This is a genomic window from Aeromonas sp. QDB54 (assembly GCF_027707385.1).
Lineage (GTDB): Bacteria > Pseudomonadota > Gammaproteobacteria > Enterobacterales > Aeromonadaceae > Aeromonas > Aeromonas hydrophila.
This window is the reverse complement of sequence record NZ_JAPCIT010000015.1, coordinates 77,868-102,021: the sequence shown is the minus strand read 5'-3', so window position 1 is coordinate 102,021 and position 24,154 is coordinate 77,868. Positions and strand designations below refer to the sequence as shown.

Annotated in this window: 24 protein-coding genes and 1 other RNA gene; 21 read left to right on the top strand and 4 right to left on the bottom strand. The window is 61.7% G+C overall.

Going from position 1 to position 24,154, the window contains the following annotated elements:
• The first annotated feature begins 6 nt into the window (after window positions 1–6).
• From rpsI to PG881_RS15505, 6 genes are all read left to right on the top strand, one after another.
• The gene (rpsI, locus tag PG881_RS15530) at window positions 7–399 is read left to right on the top strand and encodes a 30S ribosomal protein S9 (protein WP_005336286.1); all 393 of its coding nucleotides are present in this window, start codon (window positions 7–9) and stop codon (window positions 397–399) included.
• Between the two features lie 295 nt (window positions 400–694).
• The gene (petA, locus tag PG881_RS15525) at window positions 695–1,285 is read left to right on the top strand and encodes a ubiquinol-cytochrome c reductase iron-sulfur subunit (protein ID WP_011707597.1); all 591 of its coding nucleotides are present in this window, start codon (window positions 695–697) and stop codon (window positions 1,283–1,285) included.
• 2 nt (window positions 1,286–1,287) lie between these two features.
• Window positions 1,288–2,505 carry a cytochrome b gene (locus PG881_RS15520; protein ID WP_011707596.1) on the top strand — a complete coding sequence of 406 codons (1,218 nt, stop codon included), beginning with the start codon at window positions 1,288–1,290 and terminating at the stop codon, window positions 2,503–2,505.
• Window positions 2,502–3,236: a cytochrome c1 gene (locus tag PG881_RS15515; protein ID WP_085734751.1), complete on the top strand. Its 735-nt coding sequence runs from the start codon at window positions 2,502–2,504 to the stop codon at window positions 3,234–3,236. Before PG881_RS15520 ends, PG881_RS15515 begins: the two co-directional genes overlap by 4 nt.
• Before the next feature lie 87 nt (window positions 3,237–3,323).
• Window positions 3,324–3,953 carry a stringent starvation protein SspA gene (gene sspA, locus PG881_RS15510; protein WP_011707594.1) on the top strand — a complete coding sequence of 210 codons (630 nt, stop codon included), beginning with the start codon at window positions 3,324–3,326 and terminating at the stop codon, window positions 3,951–3,953.
• Window positions 3,950–4,375: a ClpXP protease specificity-enhancing factor gene (locus tag PG881_RS15505; RefSeq protein ID WP_017409380.1), complete on the top strand. Its 426-nt coding sequence runs from the start codon at window positions 3,950–3,952 to the stop codon at window positions 4,373–4,375. Before sspA ends, PG881_RS15505 begins: the two co-directional genes overlap by 4 nt.
• Before the next feature lie 52 nt (window positions 4,376–4,427).
• Here PG881_RS15505 and dolP read toward each other — a convergent pair whose 3' ends face one another.
• Genes dolP through PG881_RS15485 form a run of 4 tightly spaced genes read right to left on the bottom strand, consistent with a single transcriptional unit; the run spans window position 4,428 to window position 7,711 of the window.
• Complete coding sequence (dolP, locus tag PG881_RS15500) at window positions 4,428–5,006, bottom strand: division/outer membrane stress-associated lipid-binding lipoprotein (RefSeq protein WP_024945441.1); 579 nt, start codon at window positions 5,004–5,006, stop codon at window positions 4,428–4,430.
• A 4-nt stretch (window positions 5,007–5,010) separates the two neighbouring features.
• Window positions 5,011–5,601: a D-sedoheptulose-7-phosphate isomerase gene (locus tag PG881_RS15495; protein WP_270801186.1), complete on the bottom strand. Its 591-nt coding sequence runs from the start codon at window positions 5,599–5,601 to the stop codon at window positions 5,011–5,013.
• Between the two features lie 9 nt (window positions 5,602–5,610).
• Window positions 5,611–6,003: a YraN family protein gene (locus PG881_RS15490; protein WP_073351968.1), complete on the bottom strand. Its 393-nt coding sequence runs from the start codon at window positions 6,001–6,003 to the stop codon at window positions 5,611–5,613.
• Window positions 5,924–7,711 carry a penicillin-binding protein activator gene (locus tag PG881_RS15485; RefSeq protein WP_045525728.1) on the bottom strand — a complete coding sequence of 596 codons (1,788 nt, stop codon included), beginning with the start codon at window positions 7,709–7,711 and terminating at the stop codon, window positions 5,924–5,926. The genes PG881_RS15490 and PG881_RS15485 overlap by 80 nt, the downstream gene beginning before the upstream one ends.
• Before the next feature lie 199 nt (window positions 7,712–7,910).
• Between PG881_RS15485 and rsmI the strand changes: the two genes are divergently transcribed.
• The 15 genes from rsmI (at window position 7,911) to ftsA (ending at window position 24,146) form a co-directional block, all read left to right on the top strand.
• A complete protein-coding gene (rsmI, locus tag PG881_RS15480) occupies window positions 7,911–8,744 on the top strand; it encodes a 16S rRNA (cytidine(1402)-2'-O)-methyltransferase (RefSeq protein ID WP_039213937.1) in 834 nt (277 codons plus the stop codon).
• A gap of 115 nt (window positions 8,745–8,859) precedes the next feature.
• An RNA gene (gene rnpB, locus PG881_RS15475) (RNase P RNA component class A) lies at window positions 8,860–9,246 on the top strand.
• A 449-nt stretch (window positions 9,247–9,695) separates the two neighbouring features.
• The gene (gene mraZ, locus PG881_RS15470) at window positions 9,696–10,154 is read left to right on the top strand and encodes a division/cell wall cluster transcriptional repressor MraZ (RefSeq protein WP_005305730.1); all 459 of its coding nucleotides are present in this window, start codon (window positions 9,696–9,698) and stop codon (window positions 10,152–10,154) included.
• Window positions 10,155–11,093: a 16S rRNA (cytosine(1402)-N(4))-methyltransferase RsmH gene (gene rsmH, locus PG881_RS15465; protein ID WP_043126896.1), complete on the top strand. Its 939-nt coding sequence runs from the start codon at window positions 10,155–10,157 to the stop codon at window positions 11,091–11,093. It abuts the gene before it with no gap.
• Between the two features lie 3 nt (window positions 11,094–11,096).
• Complete coding sequence (ftsL, locus tag PG881_RS15460) at window positions 11,097–11,411, top strand: cell division protein FtsL (protein ID WP_005305726.1); 315 nt, start codon at window positions 11,097–11,099, stop codon at window positions 11,409–11,411.
• Window positions 11,408–13,162 carry a peptidoglycan glycosyltransferase FtsI gene (locus PG881_RS15455; protein ID WP_011707586.1) on the top strand — a complete coding sequence of 585 codons (1,755 nt, stop codon included), beginning with the start codon at window positions 11,408–11,410 and terminating at the stop codon, window positions 13,160–13,162. Before ftsL ends, PG881_RS15455 begins: the two co-directional genes overlap by 4 nt.
• Window positions 13,143–14,627 (top strand): UDP-N-acetylmuramoyl-L-alanyl-D-glutamate--2,6-diaminopimelate ligase, encoded by a 1,485-nt coding sequence (gene murE, locus PG881_RS15450; protein WP_139388330.1) that lies wholly within the window; start codon window positions 13,143–13,145, stop codon window positions 14,625–14,627. Before PG881_RS15455 ends, murE begins: the two co-directional genes overlap by 20 nt.
• Window positions 14,624–15,979, top strand: coding sequence for a UDP-N-acetylmuramoyl-tripeptide--D-alanyl-D-alanine ligase (gene murF / locus PG881_RS15445; protein ID WP_270801170.1), 1,356 nt, complete (start codon window positions 14,624–14,626; stop codon window positions 15,977–15,979). Before murE ends, murF begins: the two co-directional genes overlap by 4 nt.
• Complete coding sequence (gene mraY / locus PG881_RS15440) at window positions 15,973–17,055, top strand: phospho-N-acetylmuramoyl-pentapeptide-transferase (RefSeq protein WP_011707583.1); 1,083 nt, start codon at window positions 15,973–15,975, stop codon at window positions 17,053–17,055. Before murF ends, mraY begins: the two co-directional genes overlap by 7 nt.
• Window positions 17,056–17,058: 3 nt before the next feature.
• On the top strand, window positions 17,059–18,342 hold the full coding sequence (murD, locus tag PG881_RS15435; RefSeq protein WP_017409430.1) for a UDP-N-acetylmuramoyl-L-alanine--D-glutamate ligase: 1,284 nt from the start codon (window positions 17,059–17,061) through the stop codon (window positions 18,340–18,342).
• On the top strand, window positions 18,339–19,520 hold the full coding sequence (gene ftsW / locus PG881_RS15430) for a cell division protein FtsW (RefSeq protein ID WP_016352178.1): 1,182 nt from the start codon (window positions 18,339–18,341) through the stop codon (window positions 19,518–19,520). Before murD ends, ftsW begins: the two co-directional genes overlap by 4 nt.
• On the top strand, window positions 19,520–20,605 hold the full coding sequence (gene murG / locus PG881_RS15425; protein ID WP_270801168.1) for an undecaprenyldiphospho-muramoylpentapeptide beta-N-acetylglucosaminyltransferase: 1,086 nt from the start codon (window positions 19,520–19,522) through the stop codon (window positions 20,603–20,605). Before ftsW ends, murG begins: the two co-directional genes overlap by 1 nt.
• A complete protein-coding gene (murC, locus tag PG881_RS15420; RefSeq protein WP_270801165.1) occupies window positions 20,602–22,056 on the top strand; it encodes a UDP-N-acetylmuramate--L-alanine ligase in 1,455 nt (484 codons plus the stop codon). The genes murG and murC overlap by 4 nt, the downstream gene beginning before the upstream one ends.
• 97 nt (window positions 22,057–22,153) lie before the next feature.
• Entirely contained in the window at window positions 22,154–22,906 is a 753-nt protein-coding gene (locus tag PG881_RS15415; protein ID WP_270801163.1) for a cell division protein FtsQ/DivIB, read from the top strand.
• Entirely contained in the window at window positions 22,887–24,146 is a 1,260-nt protein-coding gene (gene ftsA, locus PG881_RS15410) for a cell division protein FtsA (protein ID WP_005305690.1), read from the top strand. Before PG881_RS15415 ends, ftsA begins: the two co-directional genes overlap by 20 nt.
• The last annotated feature ends 8 nt before the right edge of the window (window positions 24,147–24,154 follow it).

Sequence of the window (24,154 nt, the reverse complement as noted above, 5' to 3'; positions counted from 1 at the left end):
GCAACAATGGCAGAAAATCAATACTACGGTACCGGCCGTCGCAAAAGCTCCACTGCTCGCGTATTTATCAAAGCGGGTAGCGGTAAAATCGTAATCAACCAGCGCTCCCTGGAGCAGTACTTCGGCCGTCCGACTGCCCGCATGGTAGTTCGTCAGCCGCTGGAACTGGTTGAGATGACCGAGAAACTGGACCTGTACATCACCGTTAACGGTGGTGGCATCTCCGGTCAAGCTGGTGCGATCCGCCACGGTATCACTCGTGCTCTGATGCAGTACGATGAAACCCTGCGTTCCGAACTGCGTAAAGCAGGCTTTGTTACTCGCGATGCCCGTAAGGTTGAGCGTAAGAAAGTCGGTCTGCACAAAGCTCGTAAGCGTCCGCAGTACTCCAAGCGTTAATTCGCTTTTTGTACGCGCTCTCGCGAGTGTCAAAAAAGCCTGGCCATGTGCCAGGCTTTTTTTATTGGTAATATTACCAACGACATTGCTAACACCACGTCACAAAAGACAAAAAATTGTGTATTTATTGTTTTTGACCTTCGCTTCTCTTTCTTGTCAAGTTGTTATCTTTTCTTTAAAATTCCCTCGGTTTTTCTGTGACAATTGTAACTCCGCTTCCGCCGCTGTTGTCACGGAAGAAAGGGGAACAGGGACACAATAAGAATGTGCGGAGTCCACATGGGAGAGTTTTTGGATGAGCAATGCGCCAGTTGATACCGGTCGCCGCAGATTTCTTACCTGGTCAACGGTCGCCGTTGGTGGGGTAGGAGCTGCTTTTACCGCAGTGCCGTTTATTAAGTCATGGAACCCGAGTGCCAAAGCCAAAGCGGCGGGTGCTCCGGTAGAAGTGGATATCAGTAAGTTGGAACCAGGCCAGCTCATCCGTGTTGAGTGGCGAGGCAAGCCGGTCTGGGTGGTGAAACGCACCAAGCAGACGCTGGATGCCCTGGCCGCGCACGACGACAAGTTGCGCGATCCGGCTTCCGACGAGCCCCAGCAACCCGACTATGCCCACAACGGTTACAGATCCATCAAGCCGGAGATCTTCGTGGCCGTCGGTATCTGCACTCACCTGGGCTGCTCCCCCTCCTATCTGCCGGACAGCTTTGGCGAGCAGGTGCAAGGCGTGACCTCAGGCTTCTTCTGCCCCTGTCATGGCTCCAAGTTCGACATGGCTGGTCGAGTGTTCCAGGGGGTGCCAGCACCCTTGAACCTGGTCATTCCGCCGTACAAATATCTTAGCGACACCACCATCCTGGTCGGTGCCGATGGCAAGGAGGCCTGACCATGTTTGCCAAACTGATGGGCTGGATTGACTACCGCTTTCCGCTCACTGCCATGTACAACGACCACATGGCCAAGTACCCGGCGCCCAAGAACCTGAACTTCTGGTACTTCTTTGGCTCGCTCGCCATGCTGGTGCTGGTCAACCAGATCATCACGGGTATCTGGCTGACCATGAACTACAACCCCTCCGCCGAAGGTGCCTTCGCCTCCGTCGAGTACATCATGCGGGATGTGGACTACGGCTGGTTGCTGCGCTACATGCACTCCACCGGTGCATCCGCCTTCTTCATCGTGGTCTATCTGCACATGTTCCGCGGCATGATCTACGGCTCCTACCAGAAGCCGCGCGAGCTGCTGTGGATCTTCGGCATGCTGATCTTCCTCTGCCTGATGGCGGAAGCCTTCATGGGCTATCTGCTGCCGTGGGGCCAGATGTCGTTCTGGGGTGCCCAGGTCATCATCTCGCTGTTTGGCGCCATTCCGGTCATCGGTGACGATCTGACCCTGTGGATCCGCGGTGACTACGTCATCTCCGGCGCTACCCTGAACCGCTTCTTCGCGTTGCACGTCATCGCCCTGCCGCTGGTACTGGTGATGCTGGTTGCCATGCACATCCTGGCGTTGCACGAAGTGGGTTCCAACAACCCGGACGGCATCGACATCAAGAAGCACAAGGACGAGAACGGCTGGCCGCTGGATGCTGTGGCATTCCACCCCTACTTCACCGTCAAGGACATGATCGGGGTTGCAGGCTTCCTGTTCCTGTTCTGCGCCATCATCTTCTTCAAACCGGACATGTGGGGTTATTTCCTCGAGAAGCCGAACTTTGAAGTGGCCAACGGTCTGAAGACCCCGGCACACATTGCCCCTGTCTGGTATTTCACCCCCTTCTACGCCATCTTGCGGGCGGTGCCTGACAAGCTGCTGGGCGTCATCATGATGGGGCTTTCCATCGTGGTGCTGTTCCTGCTGCCCTGGCTGGATCGCTGCAAGGTACGTTCGGTGCGCTATCGCAGTACCCTGCACAAGCTGAACATCGCCCAGTTCGTGGTCTGCTTCATCATTCTCGGGGTGCTCGGCGTCTTGCCATCGACTCCGACCCTGACGCTGATCGCCCAGATCTGTACCCTGGGTTATTTCGGGTTCTTCGTCCTGTTGTTCTTCTACAGCAAGAATGAAAGCACCAAGCCGCTGCCGGAGAGGGTGACATTTAAATGAAAAGAATAATTTTTGCAGTGCTGACCCTGCTGCCGTCGCTGGTGTTTGCCAACACCGGGGTTGTGCACCTGGACAAGGCCAACTACGACCTGAACGACAAGGCGTCGTTGCAGCGTGGTGCGGCAACCTTCATGAACTATTGCTTTGGCTGTCACAGCACCCAGTACCAGCGTTACAACCGGGTGGCGGCAGACATCGGTATTCCGGAAGATCTGATGGCGGCCAACCTGATCGTCAATGGTGCCAAGATCGGCGATCTGATGGAAAACTCGGTGCCGGACAAGGATGCGGCCAAATGGTTTGGCGCCCCCCCCCCCGATCTGACCCTGGTTGCCCGGGTACGTGGTGCCGACTGGATTTACACCTACCTGCGTTCTTTCTACGTGGATGAGACCCGTCCGTTTGGCGTGAACAACGTGGTATTCCCGTCCGTGGGCATGCCCCATGTGCTGGAGCCGCTGCAAGGCACGCCCCGCGCCGAGTTCGCGACCCACACCGTCGACGGAGTGGAAGTACAGCAGGTTGTCAGTGTCAAATCTGACGGCAACGGTGAAATGAATAACGAAGAGTATGATCAGACGGTACTGGATCTGGTAAACTTCTTGGTCTACTCGGCTGAACCGGTACAACAGGAGCGCGAACGCATGGGCTTCTGGGTACTTGGCTTCATCGTGATCTTCTTCATCTTCACTGTGCTGTTGAAGAAGGAATTCTGGCGCGACGTTCACTAAGCGACCAGATCCGGGTAATATAATGCACGGCAATGAAGACCAAGAGGCTTCATTGCCGTTTCTGTTTTTTAATGACGGGAGGGTTCAATGGCTGTAGCTGCCAATAAGCGTTCGGTAATGACGCTGTTTTCCGGTGCCAACGATATGTTCAGCCATCAGGTGCGCATTGTCCTGGCGGAGAAGGGTGTTAGCGTAGATATCTGCCAGGTTGACCCAAGCAACCTGCCGGATGAGCTGGCCGAGCTGAACCCCTACAACACCGTACCGACCCTGGTCGATCGCGAGCTGGCGTTGTACACCTCACGCATCATCATGGAGTATCTGGACGAGCGCTTCCCGCACCCGCCCCTGATGCCGGTCTACCCTGTGGCCCGCGGCAACAGCCGTCTGATGATGCATCGTATCGAGCTGGACTGGTATTCTCTGGCCGACAAGATCATGGCGGGTACTGACGTGGATGCGGCGCGTGCCGAACTGCGGGACAACCTGCTGGCCATCGCGCCGATCTTCGGTGAAATGCCCTATTTCATGAGCGAAGAGTTTGGCCTGGTCGACTGCTACATGGCCCCGCTGCTGTGGCGTCTGCCGAGCCTCGGTATCGACTTCACCGGTCGTGGCGCCAAAGAGCTGAAGGCCTACATGGTTCGTCTGTTCGAGCGCGAGTCTTTCCAGGCTTCCCTGACTGAAGCCGAGCGCGAGATCCGTGCCGGCGTATGAGCATGGAACCGACAATGACACCCAGTCGCCCGTACCTGCTGCGGGCGTTCTTCGACTGGTTGCTGGACAATGACCTGACCCCGCATCTGGTGGTCAACGTCAACATCCCTCATGTGATGGTGCCGATGCAGTTTGTCCAGGATGGACAGATAGTGCTGAACATCGCCCCCCGTGCGGTAGGGCAGTTCCACATGGACAATGAAGCCATCAGCTTCAGCGCCCGTTTTGGTGGTGTCTCCCAGCAGGTTTACATCCCGATGGCGGCCGTATTGGCCATCCATGCCCGGGAAAACGGCGTGGGAACCCTGTTCCCGCCTGAGCCGGGTTATGACCTCTGGCTGGAGCAAGCCGAAGCACCGGTGGAACCCGAGCCGGAACCGCCGCGTCCGAGCGGTCGTCCGACCCTGAAGGTCATCAAATAAAAAACGCAGCCAGCTGGCTGCGTTTTTTTATGCCGAGAGTCGGCGGTCAGTGCTAGTTCTGGGCGAACTCGAAGGCCTTGATCACGCGCTTCACGCCGCTGACGTGGCGGGCGATCTCGACGGCGTGATCCCCTTCCTGGCGGGTCACCAGGCCAATCAGGAATACCTCGCCGTTCTCGGTGACCACCTTGACCTTGGCACTGTCAAAATTCTTGGCGCCCAGCATGTCTGCCCGCACCTTGGAGGTGATCCAGGAGTCGTTGCTGCGAACCCCTATGCTGACCGGCTGGCCGAGGCGCAATTCGTTGTAGACGTGGCGCACCCCCTCGATGCGGGCCACTATCTTGCCAGCTTCGAGCTTGTAAGCGTCAGAAGGTGTCTGGCCGACCAGCAGCACGCGGCCGTTGTTGCTGTAGACGCTGATCTTGCTGGCCGCGCTCAGCGGCTTGTTGTCAGCCAGCAGGTTGGCCGCTTTCAGCTCGATGGCCTGATCATCCCACTGGGCGCCCAGGGTGCGGCGATCGCCGGAGGCTTTGGCGGTGCCAGCGGCACCGCCTACCACTACGGCCGCGCAGCCTTGCAGCAGCAGGGTGCCGGCCAGCAGGCCGAGCAGGAGCATTTGCTTGTTCATGGTTTCAATCTTCCTGTTGCGGGAAAAGAGTCTGGTCGATGAGATCACACAGGCAGTGCAGGGTCAACAGGTTCACTTCCAGAATGCGGGGTCGACGAGCCGACGGTACCCGGATCTCCACGTCGTTGGGGCCGAGCAGGCCGGCGATCTCGCCGCCGTCACCACCACCCAGCACCACTATGGTCATGTCGCGGGAGAGGGCGGCCTCGGCGGCCTTGATCAGGCTGCGGCTGTTGCCGGTGGTGGTGATGACCACCAGGATATCGCCGGGCTGACCGAGCGCCCGGATCTGCTTGGCATACACCTCTTCAAAACCGTGATCGGTGGCGATGGCACTGATGGTGGCCATGTCAGGGGTCAGCGCCATGCCGGGCAGGGAAGGGCGCTCGGTTTCGTAGCAGTTGACCAATTCCGAGATGAACAGCTGGGCCAGCGCTGCGGAAGGACCGTTGCCGCATGCCATCACCTTGTGGCCATTGAGCAGGCAGATGGTCAGCATCTGGGCTGCGGTATGGATGGCATCCGACAGCGCCTCGGCGGCGGCTATCTTGGTCTGGATGCTCTCGGTGTAGTTCTCTTTGATGCGGTCAGTCATGGGGTCCTCTTAAAATGCGTTCTGGATCCAGTCTGGCTGGTCGCCCTCGAACGCGATCACATCGAATCGGCAGGCCTGGCTGGCCTCGTTGATGGCATGTTGCTTGAAATAGTGGCGCGCTGCCAGCACGATCTTGTGCTGCTTGCGCCGGGTGACCGAGGCGGCGGCGCCGCCATGGCTGGTCTGGGCGCGGTAGCGGACCTCAACAAACACCAGGGTCTCCCCCTGGCGCATGATGAGATCGATCTCGCCGCCCCGGCAGCGGTAGTTGCGGGTCACGGGTTGCAGGCCGCGGGCCTGCAACCAGCGTTCCGCTAGCTGCTCAAAGTGCTGTCCCTTGCTCGGTGCTGACGGGAACAGGTTCTGCCACTGCTGGTGCATCCGTGCCAATAGACCCTTCATGGGGGGCTCCCTCGAGCTGAGGCATGGCACTGTCGCTGACCAGCTTGCCATTCTGGTAGGTGGCCCAGTCCAGTACCCGCACTATGTTACCGCTGGCATCCACGCTCAGCTGGCCGCTCATGCCAGGCTGCTGCATGGCATTGACCTTGCGCATTTGCTGCAGGTTTTCCGCCAGCGCCACGGCATCGTAGCCCAGGGCGAACAGGCGCAGCAGATCACCCTGGGTTTGCGGCCAGAGCAGGGCGATCTGTTCGCGCTGCTTCTCGTAACCGCCCAGCAGCAGCGGCATGTCGGAGATATGCATGCCGTTGAGCTCGGAGGCCACTTCGGTGGTGGCGCTGTCATAGCTGCGCGAGCTGCTGTAGATCGGCAGGCTGCCCATCGGATTGACCGAGATGTCCACATACGGCTTGATCATCCGGGTCTCCAGGCTGTTGGCGACCACATAGACCACGTCGATGCTGCGTGGCGCCGTGTCAGCCAGCTGCACCACTTCGCCGGCCCGGGCGGTGGAGCGACCGCTCAGGGCGTTCTTGACCATGCCCTGCACTTCGTTGCGAGCGCCGAAGGTGGCGACGACCGGCTTGTCCTGGCTCACGGTAGCCCAGGCCTGTTCAAACGCCTTGATGCTGCCATAACCGATCCGCCCCTGGGCGGCGATCAGCAGGGGTTTGCGATAGCCCTGGCCATAGAGGTACTGGGCAGCCTGCGCTGCATCGGCGGCGGCGGAGAGGGAGAAGTAGAAGGTGTTGTCATTGACGATCGGCTTGTCCAGCTCGTTGAGTGCCAGCACCGGTACGGTCGGATTGGACTTGAGCAGCTCCTCGACCCGGTCTTTGAGCAGCGGGCCGATGATCATGTTGGCCCCTTCCTGAATCGCCTGTTTGTAGAGCTCGCCCATCGCCTTGGTCTGGGTGTCGTAGAAGTTCAGGGTGAACTGGCCCTGATTCTCCTTGTAAGACATCAGCATGCCGTTGCGGATGGCGGCGCCCTGAGGCTCCAGATTGCCGGAGAGCGGCAGGAACACGGCGATCTGCTGCAGGGTGTTGATGTTGCTGGTCGTCAGATCGCCCAGACCCGCTGGCATGTCTTTCTGGGCAGGGTGGTTCGGGAAGGCCTGCTTCCAGCCAGCGAGCTGGCGTGCCAGCTGATTGGGCTGGGCGCCGAACTCGTTCACCAGCGCCGCCAGTCGCAGCCAGCCGGTAGTCACGTCGGGAGCCGGCGCCTCTTCCAGTGCCTGCAGGGTGGAGGGGGTCATGCTTTTGAGCAGTGACCAGATTTGCTGGTGATTGGTCGCCAGCTCATTCTGGGCCAGATAGGGCTCCAGCAGGATCAGCGACTTGGCGGCACCGAACTTGTTGTTGATGTCCAGTTGCAGCACCACCCGCTGGCGATACCAGTCTTTCTGGGTATCGGCATCCAGCGCCACCTCGGGTTTGCCCTCCAGCAGGATCAGCGCCTGGTTGGCGTTGCCCTGGGCGAGCAGCAGGTGAGCCTGCAACAGTTGCAGCTGGGCTTTTTGCTCGGCGCTCTGGCCCTGCTTCTGCAGTTGCTGGAACAGGGCCGCGGCCGGCTTGGCCTGACCGAGCGCCAGATAGCTGCGCGCCGCCATCACCTGCCAGGTGAAGGCTTCGGCCGGTTTGGCCGGATCCACCTGCGCCAGATACCACTGGGCATTCTTGGTCAGATCCGAGAAGGCCGACGGCATGCCGGATTGTCCGGTTGATTGATTGGGCTCCGACGCACAGGCGGCAAGCAGTACTGCCGCGAGTAGGATGCCGAAGAGTCGTGATACACTTAGCTGCTTTGTAACCCGGTTCAAGTTCATTCCCCGACCAGTGTTGAAATTCTCCATAGTGTAAACGGGCCAATATGGCGACACAATTGTCGGGACACTCGGAGCTCCCATGAGTGACATCCCAACCCTGTACATAGTCCCCACCCCGATCGGCAATCTGGCTGACATTACCCAGCGTGCATTGGACATTTTACGCAGTGTCGATCTGGTGGCTGCCGAGGATACCCGCCATACCGGCATCCTGCTCAGCCACTATCAAATCTCGGTGTCCACCTTCGCGCTGCACGATCACAACGAACAGCAGAAGGCGGACGTGCTGATCGGCCGGATAAAAGATGGCAAGAGCGTGGCCCTGGTCTCCGATGCCGGTACGCCACTCATCAGCGACCCCGGTTATCACCTGGTCACCCGTTGTCGCGAAGCCGGGGTCAAGGTAGTTCCGCTGCCCGGCCCCTGCGCTGCCATCACGGCACTTTCTGCGGCCGGGCTGCCCACCGACCGGTTTGCCTTCGAAGGTTTTTTGCCTGCCAAGAGCAAGGGACGTGACGACCGTTTGCAGGCGGTGATCGAAGACACCCGCTCACTGGTGTTCTACGAATCCCCGCGTCGGGTGCAGGACACGGTGGAAGCGATCGCCCGCATTCTCGGCGAACGCCAGGTGGTGGTGTGTCGCGAGCTGACCAAGACCTTCGAGTCGATCCACGGTCTGCCTGCTTCCGAGATGCTGGTCTGGCTGGGCGAAGACGAAAATCGCTGCCGCGGCGAGATCGTGCTGGTGGTCGCGGGCGCCAATAAAACGGAAGAGGAACTGCCGGCCGAGGCGATCCGTACCCTGGGGCTGCTAGTGGCCGAACTACCGCTCAAAAAAGCGGCGGCGCTCACCGCCGAGATCCACGGGGTGAAGAAGAACGCGCTCTACAAGTACGGCCTCGAACATTACTGAGGCGGGCAGATACAGGCCGGAGGCCAGCCTTGGCGTTCTCTCGAGTACGATTAACTCGGTCAAAACTCAATTGCAGGTTTACCCGAGGTGCCGGACAAGGCTATAATTCGCGCCCGGAGTTGGCTGGGCAATCGCTGCTTCGTCGTTGTGTCCCTCGGGACAGACGGGCGGAGGGGAGGAAAGTCCGGGCTTCATAGGGCAGGGTGCCAGGTAACGCCTGGGGGGCGTGAGCCTACGACCAGTGCAACAGAGAGCAAACCGCCGATGGCCCGCAAGGGATCAGGTAAGGGTGAAAGGGTGCGGTAAGAGCGCACCGCGCGACTGGTAACAGTTCGTGGCACGGTAAACTCCACCCGAAGCAAGACCAAATAGGCCCCTATTGGCGCGGCCCGCGTTGGGGGCGGGTAGGTTGCTTGAGCCAGCGAGCGATTGCTGGCCTAGAGGAATGATTGCTACCCGGGGCAACCCGGTACAGAACCCGGCTTACAGGCCGACTCCGACCTATTCCTGAAGAGCCTTGCGATTTATCGCGAGGCTCTTTTTTATTGGCGAGAAAATAGCAGCTTGTACCGAGAGATATATGTGTTGGCGGATCGTGAGATGGTCGACTCTATGCATATAGATCAGTTGGTTATGGTTTTTTCATACAAAATGCCTGAGTTATGTGGGTACCTGTGAATCTGAGCGGATCATCCCGCTGCTTATTGGTTCACCCTGCTGATCTTTTAATTCTTCGCAATTAATCGGATTGCCGTAAACACAAATAACTTGTGGAAAATCAACTCATTTAATCCTCGCTGCTGAAACGCTGCGTCAATATGTTCCCCATGCCCGAGATCCTCGCTTGAAAAGCCCTCAGCACGTCCTTAAACTTCAAGGTGGGGAAAAGTGGATCAAAGTGGTTTTTATCGGGCGGTTTGCCCCCTTTAACTCATTTTCAGGGACTGCAATTTGTTGCGTGGTGCGCATGCCATCAGCCTCGACAGCAAGGGGCGATTGGCGATTCCGACCAAGTACCGTGATTGGCTGCGCGACGAAAGCGAGGGCCAGCTGGTCTGCACCATCGATATTGCTCATCCCTGCCTGCTGCTTTACCCCCTGAATGAATGGGAAGAGATCGAGCGCAAGCTCAAGACGCTCTCCAGCATGAATCCCCTTGAGCGCCGCCTGCAGCGGCTGTTGCTCGGGCATGCGACCGAATGCGAGCTGGACGGCAATGGCCGTCTGCTGCTCAGCCAGCCACTGCGCAGCCATGCAGGGCTGGACAAGAAGATCATGCTGGTGGGCCAGCTCAACAAGTTTGAGCTGTGGGATGAAGCCCGCTGGCAACAACAGGTCAATGACGACATTCAGGGTCTGCCCGAAGATGACTGGGCAAGCTCGCCACGACTACAGGATTTCTCTTTATAAATGACCCAAGCCGCTGAACACATCACAGTGCTGCTGCACGAAGCCGTTGAAGGGCTGGCCATCAAGCCGGACGGCATCTACGTCGACGGTACGTTTGGCCGGGGTGGTCACTCTCGTCTCATTCTCCAGCAGCTTGGCCCCCATGGCCGGCTGATCGCCATCGACCGGGATCCCCAGGCCATTGCCGAAGCGGCCAAGATCCAGGATCCGCGCTTCGAAATCGTGCACGGCCCCTTCTCCGGTATTGCCTCCTATCTGGATGAACGCGGCCTGCTGGGCAAGGTAGACGGTTTCCTGCTGGATCTCGGGGTGTCTTCTCCCCAGCTGGACGATGCCGAGCGCGGTTTCAGCTTCATGAAGGACGGTCCGCTCGACATGCGGATGGACCCCACCTCCGGTCAGAGCGCCGCCGAATGGCTCGCTCGCGCCGATGTGGACGACATCGCCTGGGTGCTGAAGACCTTTGGCGAGGAGCGTTTCGCCAAGAAGATCGCCCGCGCCATCGTGCACGATCGTGTCACCGAGCCCTATGTCCGCACCCGTCAACTGGCGGAGATGATTGCCCGGGTCAATCCGAGCAAGGAGAAGGGCAAGCACGCCGCCACTCGCAGCTTCCAGGCCATCCGTATCTACATCAACAGCGAGCTGGACGAGATCGAGACTGCGCTCAACGGGGCCCTGCAGGTGCTGGCACCGGAAGGTCGTCTCTCCGTCATCAGCTTCCACTCGCTGGAAGATCGGCTGGTGAAGCATTTCATTCGCAAGCATGAGAAAGGCCCGGAAGTGCCGCACGGCATTCCGTTGACCGAGGCCCAGTTGGCCGGCGGTCGCAAATTGAAGTCGGTCGGCAAGGCGCTTAAGCCTTCCGAGCACGAGGTCAATGAAAACAGCCGATCCCGCAGCTCGGTGCTGCGGGTTGCCCAGCGGTTGGCGGAGTAAGCCATGAGCGAGGTGCGCGTTCATCTGGCCAGGGAGATCCTCGGTGATCTCTGGCGGCACAAGCTGCAGGTAGTGCTCGCCATCGCCGTGCTGATCACCGCCTTTGCGGTGATCCTGGTGACCAACATGACCCGCGGTCTGACGGCCAAGCAGAACGACCTGATGGCGGAGGAGGATCGGCTCAATATCGAATGGCGGCACCTGTTGCTGGAGCAGGGCACGCTGGCCGAGCACTCCCGGGTGGCGAGTCTGGCCATGGACAAGTTGCAGATGGCTCGCCCGCTGGTGACCACCGAGAAGGTAATTACACAACCATGAAACGCAAGGCTTCCGCCAAGGCCCAACCCAAGGTCAAAGCTCCGTCACTCTATCCGTGGCGCTTTCGCACGCTGGTGTTCTTCATCGGCATTGCGTTTGCCGGCTTGATCCTGCGACTGGCCTGGATCCAGGTGATCGACCCGGATCGGCTGCGCCAGGAAGGGGACATGCGTTCGCTGCGTACCACCGCCACTCAGGCGGTGCGCGGCATGATCACCGATCGCAACGGCGAGCAGCTGGCGGTTTCGGTGCCTGTTGAGGCTGTCTGGGCCGATCCCAAGACGGTGCACGAGTCTGGCGCCATCCATAACGAGCGGGCCTGGCTGGCCCTGTCCGCCGTGCTCAAGCTCGACATCAACACCCTCAAGCACCGCATCTCCAACCCGAGCAAGCGCTTCGTCTACCTGCAGCGTCAGGTGACGCCGGCGGTGGCGGAATACATCAAGGGCCTCAAGCTGGGTGGCATCTATCTGCGCCCCGAGGCACGCCGTTTCTACCCGACCGGCGAGATCAGCGCCCACCTGGTGGGGGTAACCAATATCGACGGCAGCGGCATCGAGGGGATCGAGCGCAGCTACAACGAGTGGCTGACGGCAACCCCTGGCGAGATGCGGGTGCGCAAGGACAGGCAGGGCCGGGTCATCGAGCGGCTTGGTCTGGTGAAAGAGGGCAAGAACGCCAACGACCTGCAGCTGAGCATCGATCAACGGGTGCAGGCGCTGGCCTACCGGGCACTCAAGCGTGCCACCGACGAGAACAAGGCGACCTCCGGCTCCATGGTGATGCTGGACGTCAAGACCGGCGAAGTGCTCGCCATGGTCAACACCCCCTCCTACAACCCCAATAATCGCGGTCAGTATCAGAGTTTCCGGGTACGCAACCGGGTGGTGACCGATACCTATGAGCCGGGCTCCACCGTCAAGCCGCTGATCCTGCTCAGCGCCCTGCAAGCCGGCGTTACCAGCTGGAAGGACACTATTCCGGGCGGCCCGCTCTTTATCGGGGCCAAGCAGATCCGCGACGTGAGTATCCACAAGGCCACCAACCTGTACGACATTCTTCGCTACTCCTCCAACATCGGCATGTCGCGCATTGCGCTGCGGATGCCGGCGCAGGAGATGATCAACACCCTCAGCATGGTGGGCTTCGGGATGGACACCGGCAGCGGCCTGATGGGTGAGAGCAGCGGCATGTTGCCCCAGCGTCGGCGCTGGTCTGACATCGAACGGGCCACCCTGTCGTTCGGCTATGGCCTGCGGGTCACCCCGCTGCAGCTGGCCTCCGCCTATGCCACCCTGGCCAACAAGGGTAAGCGGGTGCCGCTCTCCATCGTCAAGGTGACCGAGCCACCCAAAGGGGAGCAGGTCATCGACCACAACAACGCCACCGCCATGTTGCAGGCGCTGGAGTACGTGGTCAGCAATGCCATTCCGAAAGCACAGATCCCCGGTTACCGGGTCGGCGGCAAGAGTGGTACCGCCAAGGTCGCGGTCGCAGGTGGCTACGGCAAGGATTACATGGCCTGGTTCGCCGGTTTCGCCCCGGCCAGCAATCCCCGTTTCGTCATGGTAGTGGTGATCAACGAGCCCAAGGGCGACGCCTACTACGGTGGTGCCGTGGCGACGCCGCCGTTTGCCGAAGCCATGGGCGGGGTACTGCAGCTCTTCAATATTCGTCCCGACGCGGTACCGCCTGCGGTGCCCACCAAACTTGCCCGTACGGAGGCTTCCAATGTTGTCCCGCGCACTTGATCAACTGATGCGCCCCTTTGGCATTACAGCCCCGGCGCTCGCGCTTACCGACATCCAGCTGGACAGTCGGCGGGTCGGGCCCGGTTGTCTCTTCGTGGCGATTCGCGGGCATCAGGTGGATGGCAGACGGTTTATCGAACAGGCGGTGGCTCAGGGAGCGACCGCCGTACTGTTTGAAGAGGACGGTGAATTCGTGGCACCGGCGCTGAGCGTGCCTTGTCTCGGGATCCCGAGTCTGCCAGCTAGGCTCTCCGAGCTGGCCGGCTATTTCTACGACCAGCCGGCCAGCAAGCTGGATCTGGTGGGTATCACCGGCACCAACGGCAAGAGCACCACGGCGCTGCTGGTGGCCAACTGGCGCACCCTGCTGGGGGGCAAGGCCGGGGTGATGGGCACCATCGGCAACGGCCTGTTCGGCGAGCTGGTGGAAGCGGAAAACACCACCGGCAGCGCGGTGCAGGTGCAGGCCAATCTGGCCGCTCTGCAAGCGCAGGGGGCGGATCTGGTGGCGATGGAGGTTTCCAGCCACGGCCTGGTACAGCATCGCGTGGCGGCCCTGCCGTTTGCTGCCGCCGTGTTCACCAACCTGAGCCGGGATCATTTGGACTATCACGGCACCATGGAGGCCTACGGCGCCGCCAAGGAAGAGCTGCTGAAACTGGTAGACGAACCCTGCGCCGTGCTCAATGCCGACGACCGGTTGGGCCGCCAATGGCTGGCCGCCTACCCGGCCGCCGTGGCGTTCAGCGTGCACGGCCCGGTGGCCGGTCACCCGGGGCGACAGCTGACGGCGCAGGATCCCCATTTCCACCAGCAAGGTTTTCGCACGCAGATTAACTCCAGCTGGGGGAATGGTGTATTATCCGCCCCCTTGCTCGGGCGCTTCAACGTCAGCAACGTGCTGGCCGCGATGGGCGCCATGCTGGTGCTCGGTTATGACTTCGACGAGTTGCTGGCCAGCGCGCCGCAACTGCAGCCGGTAACCGGCCGCATGGAGTGCTTCGGTGGCGGCAAGGCGCCGCTCGCCGTGGTCGATTATGCCCACACGCCGGATGCGTTGGAGAAGGCCTTGCAGGCCCTGCGGGTGCACTGTGAAGGGCGGCTCTGGTGCTTGGTGGGTTGTGGTGGCGACAGGGATCGCGGCAAGCGGCCCATGATGGCCGCCATGGCCGAGCTGCATGCGGATCGCGTGATCCTGACCGATGACAATCCCCGTACCGAGGAGCCGGCCCGGATCATGGCCGACATGGTGGCGGGTCTTCGCGATCCCGGCGCCGTGCAGATCGAGCACGACAGGACCAAGGCAATCCAGCTGGCACTGAGCCAGGCGAGCAAACAGGACATCATCCTGGTGGCCGGTAAGGGTCACGAGGATTATCAGATCATTGGAACCGACAAGCGGCACTACAGCGACCGGGAAACCGTCGCGGCCGCTTTGCACACATTATTGGAGTCATTCGCATGATGACCCTCAGGCTTGCCGAGCTGGCGCAGGTACTCGATGCCCGTCTGATTGGTGAAGACGGAGCGATCACGGCTGTCAGCACCGACACCCGTACCCTGGGCGCAGGCGCGCTGTTTGTTGCGCTGCGCGGCGAGTGTTTCGATGCCCACGATTTCTGCGAGCAGGCCGTGGCCGCCGGGGCATCGGCCCTGCTGGTCGAGCGTGAACTGCCGTTGGCGATCCCCCAGCTGGTGGTGACCGACAGTCTCAAGGGGCTGGGTCGTCTCGGCCGGTTGGTGCGCGAGCGGATCAACCCGAAAGTGCTGGCCATCACCGGCAGCTGTGGCAAGACCACGGTGAAGGAGATGGCGACCGCCATCCTGCGTCAGGAAGGGGAAGTGTTGGCCACCGCCGGCAACTTCAACAACGAAGTGGGGGTGCCGCTGACCCTGCTGCGCCTCGAGCCACAACACCAGTTTGCGGTGATGGAGCTGGGGGCCAACCACCCGGGCGAGATCGCCTGGACCACCTCGCTGGCCAAACCCGATGCCGCCATCATCAACAACGTGGCGGCCGCGCACCTGGAGGGCTTCGGCTCGCTGGAAGGGGTATTCCACGCCAAGAGCGAAATCTTCGAGGGGCTGGGTGAAGGTGGCTGCGCCATCGTCAATGCCGACAACGAATTCTGGCCGAAGTGGCAGGCCCGCGGGATCCACTGCGCCTTCTCCATCGAGGATCAGCGTCAGCCGTTCCACGCCAGAAACGTGGTGATCAACCAGCAGGGTTGTGCCGAGTTCGTGATGGTGACCCCGCAGGGCGAAGTGAGCCTGACCCTGGCCATCCCGGGCCGCCACAACGTGGCGAACGCCCTGGCCGCCGCCGCCGGCACGCTGGCGCTCGGCGCCTCGCTCGCCTCGGTCAAGGCCGGGCTCGAGCAGATGGCACCGGTCAAGGGCCGTTTCTGCGTCCAGCGCTGGGGTGGTCTCACCTTGGTGGACGACACCTACAACGCCAGCGTGGAGTCCGTGCTGGCGGGCATCGATGCCCTGACCGCCATGAGCGGCTACAAGGTGCTGGTGTTCGGTGACATGAAGGAGTTGGGTGAGGAGTCCGCCGAGCAACACGCCCGGGTCGGACGCCACGCCAGCGAGCGCGGCCTCGATGCCGTGCTGACCGTAGGGGAACAGAGTCGCCACACCGCAGATGCCGCGGCTGGCCGACATTTCGATAACAAGGCGTCGTTGTTTGAAGTGCTTGCGCAAATGATAAATACACATCAAGAAATCGCGATCCTGGTCAAGGGTGCCCGCGGCTCCCGCATGGAAGATATCGTCGAGATGGTCAAAGACCGTCAGGAGTCAGCCACATGCTAGTCTGGCTGGCGGAACTGCTCACCCCGCACTTCACCTTCTTCAACGTCTTCTCCTACCTGACGTTTCGCGCCATCCTGTCGATCATCACCGGCCTGGTGGTGGCGCTCTGGATGGGGCCGCGCCTCATCCGTCGCCTGCAGATCCTCAAATTCGGCCAGGTGATCCGCAACGACGGTCCGGAGTCGCACCTGAGCAAGAAAGGCACCCCGACCATGGGCGGCCTGATGATCATCGCCGCCATCTTCATTTCGGTGCTGCTCTGGTGCCGCCTCGACAACCCCTATGTCTGGCTGGTGCTGTTCGTGCTGGGTGCCTATGGCGCCATCGGCTTTGCCGATGACTACCTCAAGGTGGTACGCAAGAACACCGACGGCCTGATCGCCCGCTGGAAGTACTTCTGGCAATCCGCCGTTGCGCTGGGGGTGGCCGTGTTCCTTTACGCCACCGCCACGCACGACGGTCAGACCCAGCTGGTGGTGCCCTTCCTCAAGGATGTGATGCCGCAACTCGGGCTGATGTTCATCGTACTGACCTACTTCGTCATCGTCGGCACCTCCAACGCGGTCAATCTCACGGATGGCCTGGATGGTCTGGCCATCATGCCGACCGTGATGGTGGCGGGGGGCTTCGCCTTCATCGCCTGGGCCACCGGCAACGTCAATTTCGCCAACTACCTGCATATTCCCTATGTACCCTATACCTCCGAGCTGGTGATCGTCTGTACCGCCATCGTCGGGGCGGGTCTGGGTTTCCTCTGGTTCAACACCTATCCGGCCCAGGTGTTCATGGGGGACGTGGGCTCCCTGGCGCTGGGCGGCGCACTCGGCACCATCGCCGTGCTGGTGCGTCAGGAGTTCCTGCTGGTGATCATGGGCGGCGTCTTCGTGATGGAGACCGTCTCGGTGATCCTGCAGGTGGGGTCCTACAAGCTGCGCGGCGTGCGCATCTTCCGCATGGCACCGATCCATCACCACTATGAGAAGAAGGGCTGGCCGGAGCCGCGCGTCATCGTGCGCTTCTGGATCATCACGCTCATGCTGGTGCTGCTCGGCCTCGCCACCCTGAAGGTGAGGTAAGCCATGGTCATCATCATCGGACTCGGCAAAACCGGACTCTCCTGCGTCGACTATTTCCTCGGCCGTGGCGTGACGCCGCTGGTGATGGACACCCGCGCCAACCCGCCCGGCAGGGATCAACTGCCTGCCGAGGTGGAACTCATCCACGGGCTGGATGGCGAGCTGCTCAAGCAGGCGCACATGATAGTGGCGAGTCCGGGCATTGCCCTGGCAACGCCGGAACTGCAAGCGGCCGCCGAGTTCGGGGTGCGCATCGTCGGCGACATCGAGCTGTTCGTGCGCGAGACCCAGGTGCCGGTGATCGCCATCACCGGCTCCAACGGCAAGAGCACGGTCACCACCCTGGTGGGTGAGATGATTGCCGAAGCCGGCCTCAAGGTCGGGGTGGGTGGCAACATAGGCACGCCGGCGCTCGAGCTGCTCAAGCAGCCGATGGATCTCTGCGTGCTGGAGCTCTCCAGCTTCCAGCTGGAGACCACCCACAGCCTGCGTGCCGCCGCCTCCGTGGTATTGAACCTCAGTGAAGACCATATGGATCGCTATCAGGGCATGGCCGACTATCGCGCCGCCAAGATGGAGATCCATCAGCACTCCCAGCACATCCTGATCAATCGTGACGATGCCCAGACCCTGCCTGACGTGGGTCAGGTGTGGCAGAGCTTCGGCCTCGACTGCAACGGCTATGGCCGCTGCGAGCTGGATGGCCGTCACTGGCTGACCCTGCACGGCGAGCCGTTGCTGGCGGTGGACGAGATGAAGATCGTCGGTGCCCACAACCAGGCCAACGCGCTGGCCGCCATGGCCCTGTGCGATGCGGTCGGCATCCCGCGCGAGCCGCAGTTGCGAGTGCTGCGCCGTTTCGAGGGGCTGCCTCACCGTGCCCGCTTCGTGCGGGAGGTGAATGGGGTGCGCTGGATCAACGACTCCAAGGCCACCAACGTGGGGGCGACCCTGGCTGCCGTGGCCGGGGTGCGCGAGTCGGTGAAGGGCCGTCTGCTGCTGCTGGCCGGTGGCCAGGGCAAGGGCCAGGATTTCGGCCCGGTTCAGGCGCTGCTCGGCAGCCAGATCGATCACATGTACTGTTTCGGCCAGGATGCCGAGGTGCTGCTGGCGCTGGGTGAGCAGACCGAACGGGTCGCGGATCTGGATGCCGCGGTCGCCAAGGCGGCCGCCGATGCCAGACCCGGCGACTGGGTGCTGCTGGCGCCGGCCTGCGCCAGCCTGGACCAATTCAAGTCTTTCGAAGCGCGCGGTGATCGTTTCACCGAGCTGGTACAAAAGTTATGAACGCCCTTCGCGCAGTCGCAGGCTTCTTGCAGCGCTGGCTGTTGCCGGCGCGCCCTGCCGGTCTCTATGACCGGCAGCTGGTCGTGCTGGCGCTGGCGCTGATGGCGGTAGGTCTGGTGATCGTGGCCTCCGCCTCGATCCCGGAGGGGATCGCCATCAACAACGATCCCTTCATGTTCGTGAAGCGTCACGGCCTGTTTCTGCTGATGGCGCTCGGCATCTCCTGGTTCGTGCTGCAGGTGCCGATGGCGCGCTGGCAGCACTACAACGGCCCCATGCTGCTGCTGGCTATCGTCATGCTGGTGCTGGTGCTGCTGGTGGGACGCAGCGTCAACGGCTCGGTGCGCTGGTTGCCGCTTGGTCCGTTCAACCTGCAGCCGGCCGAGTTCGGCAAGCTGGCACTGTTCGTCTATCTGGCGGGCTATCTGGTGCGTCGCCAGAGCGAGGTGCGCGAGCGCTTCATCGGTTTCATGAAGCCGATGGCGGTGTTGTTCGTGGTGGCCATCCTGCTGCTGGCCCAGCCCGATCTGGGATCGGTGGTGGTGATGTTCGTCACCTCGCTCGGCATGCTGTTCCTGGCCGGCGCCCGCTTGGTGCAGTTCATCGGTCTTATCCTGGTGGGGGTGAGCGCCGTGGTGACCCTGATCATCGCCGAGCCTTACCGGATGCGGCGGGTGACCTCCTTCCTCGATCCCTGGGCCGATCCGTTCGGCAGCGGCTACCAGCTGACCCAGTCGCTGATGGCCTTCGGCCGTGGCAGCTGGTTTGGCGAGGGGCTTGGCAACTCCATCCAGAAGATGGAGTACCTGCCGGAGGCGCACACCGACTTCGTGTTCGCCATCCTGGGTGAAGAGCTGGGCTATGTGGGCGTGCTGGGCGCGCTGTTTCTCATCTTTGCGCTGGCAATCAAGGCGCTCAAGCTGGGGCACCAGGCGCTGGTGGCCGAGCGACTGTATGAAGGCTATCTGGCCATCGGCATCGGCATCTGGTTCAGCTTCCAGACCTTCGTCAACGTGGGGGCAGCCAGCGGCATGATGCCGACCAAGGGGCTGACCCTGCCGTTGGTCAGTTATGGTGGTTCGAGCCTCATCATCATGATGGTGGCGGTGAGCATGTTGATTCGTATCGATTTCGAGTTGCGCCAGGCCAGTGCCCAGGCGCGCGTGCGGGAGGTTTAGTGAGCAAGACGCTGTTGGTGATGGCAGGCGGTACCGGGGGCCATGTGTTCCCCGGCTTGGCCGTGGCTGATCGCCTCAAGGCCCAGGGCTGGACCATTCACTGGCTCGGCACCGCCGACCGGATGGAGGCCGAGCTGGTGCCTGCCCATGGTTACCCCATCTCCTTCATCGATATCCAGGGGGTGCGTGGCAACGGCATCAAGCGTCTGCTGGTGGCGCCCTATCGCATCGTCAAATCCGTGCTGCAGGCGCGGCGGGTGCTCAAGACCATTCGCCCCGACGTGGTGCTCGGCATGGGCGGCTTTGCCTCCGGCCCGGGTGGCGTGGCGGCCTGGCTGTCCGGTATCCCGCTGCTGCTGCACGAGCAGAATGCTGCCGCCGGCCTGACCAACAAGCTGCTGGCTCGCCTCGCCAAGCGGGTGCTGATGGCATTTCCGGGCGCCTTTGCGCCGAGCCGTCGCACCGCCGTGGTGGGCAACCCGGTACGCCCCGAAGTGGTGGCACTGCCGGATCCTCAACTGCGCAGCGGGGAAGAGCCACTGCGGCTGCTGATCGTCGGTGGCAGCCTGGGGGCCCGGGTGCTCAACGAGCAGGTGCCGCCAGCGGTGGCGGCGGCTGGCGTGCCCATCGAGGTGCGTCACCAGTGTGGCAAGGGCAATCGGGATGCCGTGGCCGAAGCCTACGCCAAGCAGGGTGTTGCGGCTGAAGTGAGTGAATTTATCAAGGACATGGCAGGTGCCTATGCCTGGGCCGATCTGGTGGTGTGCCGGGCGGGGGCGCTGACCGTCTCCGAAGTGGCTGCCGCCGGGGTGGCCGCCATTTTTGTACCACTGCCCCACGCGGTGGATGATCACCAGACCCGCAACGCCCTGACCCTGGTCGACGGCGGTGCGGCTGAATTCCTGCCCCAATCCGAGCTGACGACGGCCTCGCTGGCCGCCCGTCTCTCCTGGCTTGCCGGGCGCAGAGAAACCCTATTGAACATGGCCCAGGCCGCCCGTCGCGTGGCCATTACCGATGCCGCCGAGCGGGTTGCCGACGAGTGCAAACGCCTGGCGACCGGGCAGATTGAGAGAGAACTATGACCAAGGTTGAACTGGCAAAACTGCGTACCGTTATCCCTGAAATGCGCCGCGTGCGTCGCATCCACTTCATCGGCATCGGTGGTGCCGGGATGGGCGGTATCGCCGAAGTACTTGCCAACGAAGGGTATCAGGTAACCGGCTCGGATCTGGCCCGCAATGCGGTGACCGAGCGACTCGAGTCCCTTGGTGCCCACATCTTCGTCGGCCACAGTGCCGAGCACGTGAACGAGGCGAGCGTGGTGGTGGTCTCCACCGCCATCAAGCAGGACAACCCCGAGCTGCTGGCCGCCCGCGAGCTGCGCATTCCCGTGGTGCGCCGCGCCGAGATGCTGGCCGAGCTGATGCGCTTCCGCCACGGCATCGCCATCGCCGGCACCCATGGCAAGACCACCACCACCAGTCTGGTGGCGAGCATCTATGCCGAAGCGGACCGGGATCCGACCTTCGTCATCGGCGGCCTGCTCAACAGCGCCGGCACCAATGCCCGCCTGGGCAGCAGTCGCTATCTGATTGCCGAGGCGGACGAGAGCGACGCCTCCTTCCTGCATCTGCAGCCGATGGTCTCCATCGTGACCAACATCGAAGCGGATCACATGGACACCTATGGTGGCGACTTCTCCAGGCTGAAGGCCACCTTCATCGACTTCCTGCACAACCTGCCGTTCTACGGGCTGGCCGTGGTATGCGTGGATGACCCGGTGATCCGCGGCATGCTGCCGGAGATCGCCCGTCCCACCATCACCTACGGCCTGAGTGATGATGCCGACGTGCAGGTGCTGGACTTCGTACAGACCAGCAACCGCAGTCGCTTCCTGGTGCGCCGCAAAGATGCCGGCGAGCTGGAGGTGACCCTCAACCTGCCCGGCATCCACAACGCGCTCAATGCCGCCGCGGCGATTGCGGTCGCCACCGAGGACGGGATCGGCGATGATGCCATCATCCGGGCGCTGGCCAAGTTTGAAGGGGTGGGTCGCCGCTTCCAGCAGTATGGCGAGTTCGAGACAGGTCGCGGCAAGGCCATGCTGGTGGACGACTACGGTCATCACCCGAGCGAGGTCAAGGTCACCATCAACGCAGCTCGCGCCGGCTGGCCCGAGAAGCGGTTGGTGATGGTGTTCCAGCCGCACCGCTACACCCGTACCCGCGATCTCTACGAAGACTTCGCGGATGTGCTCTCCAAGGTGGACGTGCTGGTGATGCTGGAGGTTTATGCCGCCGGTGAAGAGCCGATTCCGGGCGCCGATGGCCGCGCCCTGTGTCGCTCCATCCGTTCCCGCGGCAGCCTGGAGCCCATCTTTGTCGCGACGCCGGACGATGTGCCGGCGGTGCTGGCCGGGCTGGTCGGTGAAGGCGATCTGGTGCTGACCCAGGGGGCAGGGAACGTCGGCGCACTGGCTCGCCGTCTCGGCGAGATGAAATTGAGCATCGAGAGCATGAAATCCGGCGCCTGAGGGCCCAATGAGTATTTTGACCGCCAAGCCGGGGCCTATATAATGGCGAACCGGTCTGCAAAGGGCCGGCATGGCGCGTTAAACGGGGATCGATCGGGTGGAGGCAAGGGCACAAGGGCGCACCAAGGGGGGCTTCATCGCCGGGGTGGGATTTTTCATCCTGGTCATGTGGGGCCTCTACCAGACCGCGCTGGATGTTAAAGATTGGCTGACGGATGCCAATCGGTTGCCCATGAGCGAGCTGTTGCTGCAGGGGCAACACCAGTATTTGCAAACCGATGAACTGCGCAGCGCCGTGCTGGATGGCGCCGAGTTGCGCAACTTCTTCGAGTTGGATGTGAACGAATTGCAGGCGCGGTTGAACGCCTTGCCTTGGGTGGCCCAGGTCTCGGTACGCAAGAAGTGGCCCAACAAGATCAAGGTCTACCTCACCGAACAGGCGGTCGCGGCCCGCTGGAATGGCAACCGCTTCGTCAACACCAAGGGTGAGGTGTTCAGTGCGCCGGACAGGGTGAAGACCCCTCTGATCCAGCTGTCCGGGCCAGAAGATCAGGCCGTCAAGGTGCTGGAGGCCAGCCGCCAATACGAGGCGCAGCTGGCGGCTAGAGGGTACAAGCTGCTGGGGGTGAATCTGACCCCCCGCCATGCCTGGGAACTGACCCTGGATGGCAACATTCAGCTGTTTTTGGGGCGCTCGGATATCGCGCTTCGATTGCAGCGGTTTATCGATGCCTTTCCGGTCATCGAACCTCGTGAGCGGGTTGCTTACGTGGATCTTCGATACGACACCGGAATGGCAGTTGGCTGGAAGAAGAACGAAGAGAAAGTGAATGACCAAAACCGCAGATAGAAATCTGATTGTCGGGCTGGATATCGGCACAACCAAGGTGGCGGTTCTGGTTGGCGAAGTGCTGCCAGACGGTGAGCTCAATGTCATCGGCATGGGCAGTCACGCCTCTCGCGGCATGGACAAGGGCGGGGTCAACGATCTTGATTCCGTGGTCAAGTCCCTGCGTCGCGCGGTGGAAGAGGCTGAAATGATGGCCGACTGCCAGATCAGCTCCGTCTATCTGGGGTTGTCCGGCAAGCATATCGACTGTCGCAATGAAACCGGCATGGTGCCCATCTCCGATGAAGAGGTGACTCAGGAAGACGTGGACAACGTCATCCACACCGCCAAGTCGGTACGGTTGTCCGATGAGCTCCGGGTGCTGCACGTGCTGCCCCAGGAGTTCGCCATCGACTACCAGGAAGGGATCAAGAACCCGGTCGGCCTCTCCGGCGTGCGGATGGCGGCCAAGGTGCACCTGATCACCTGCCACAACGACATGGCTCGCAACATCGAGAAATGCGTGGAGAAGGTGGGTCTGCGGGTGGATCAGCTGATCTTCTCCGCACTGGCGTCCAGCTACGCCGTGCTGACCGAAGATGAGAAAGAGCTGGGTGTCTGCGTGGTGGACATCGGTGGCGGCACCATGGACATGTCGCTGTTTACCGGCGGCGCCCTGCGTCACACCAAGGTGATCCCGTACGCCGGCAGCACGGTGACCAGCGACATCGCCTATGCCTTCGGCACCCCGCCGCTGGATGCGGAGGCGATCAAGGTGCGCTATGGCTGCGCCCTCGGCCGGCTGGTCAGTAAGGAAGACAATATTGAAGTACCCAGTGTCGGCGGTCGTCCGGCGCGCAGCCTGCAGCGGCAGACACTGGCTGAAGTGATTGAGCCCCGTTACACCGAGTTGCTCTCCATGGTGAATGATGAGCTGGTGCGGGTACAAAGCGAATTGAAAGCGCAGGGGGTCAAGCATCAGCTTGCAGCCGGTGTGGTCTTGACCGGCGGCGCTGCCCAGATCGAAGGCATTGTGGAGTGCGCAGAGCAGATCTTCCAGAGCCAGGTCCGGGTAGGGGAGCCCATGAATATCCGGGGATTGAGTGATTATGTGCAGGCGCCTGTGTACTCGACCGCGGTCGGGTTGCTGCAGTATGGCCGCACCCATCAATCCACCGGCAGTAGCAAGGAATATGCCGCCAAGGCAAGCGTAGGTGGGCTGGTCAAACGGGTCAGCAACTGGTTGCGTGGCGAGTTCTAAAAGATTTT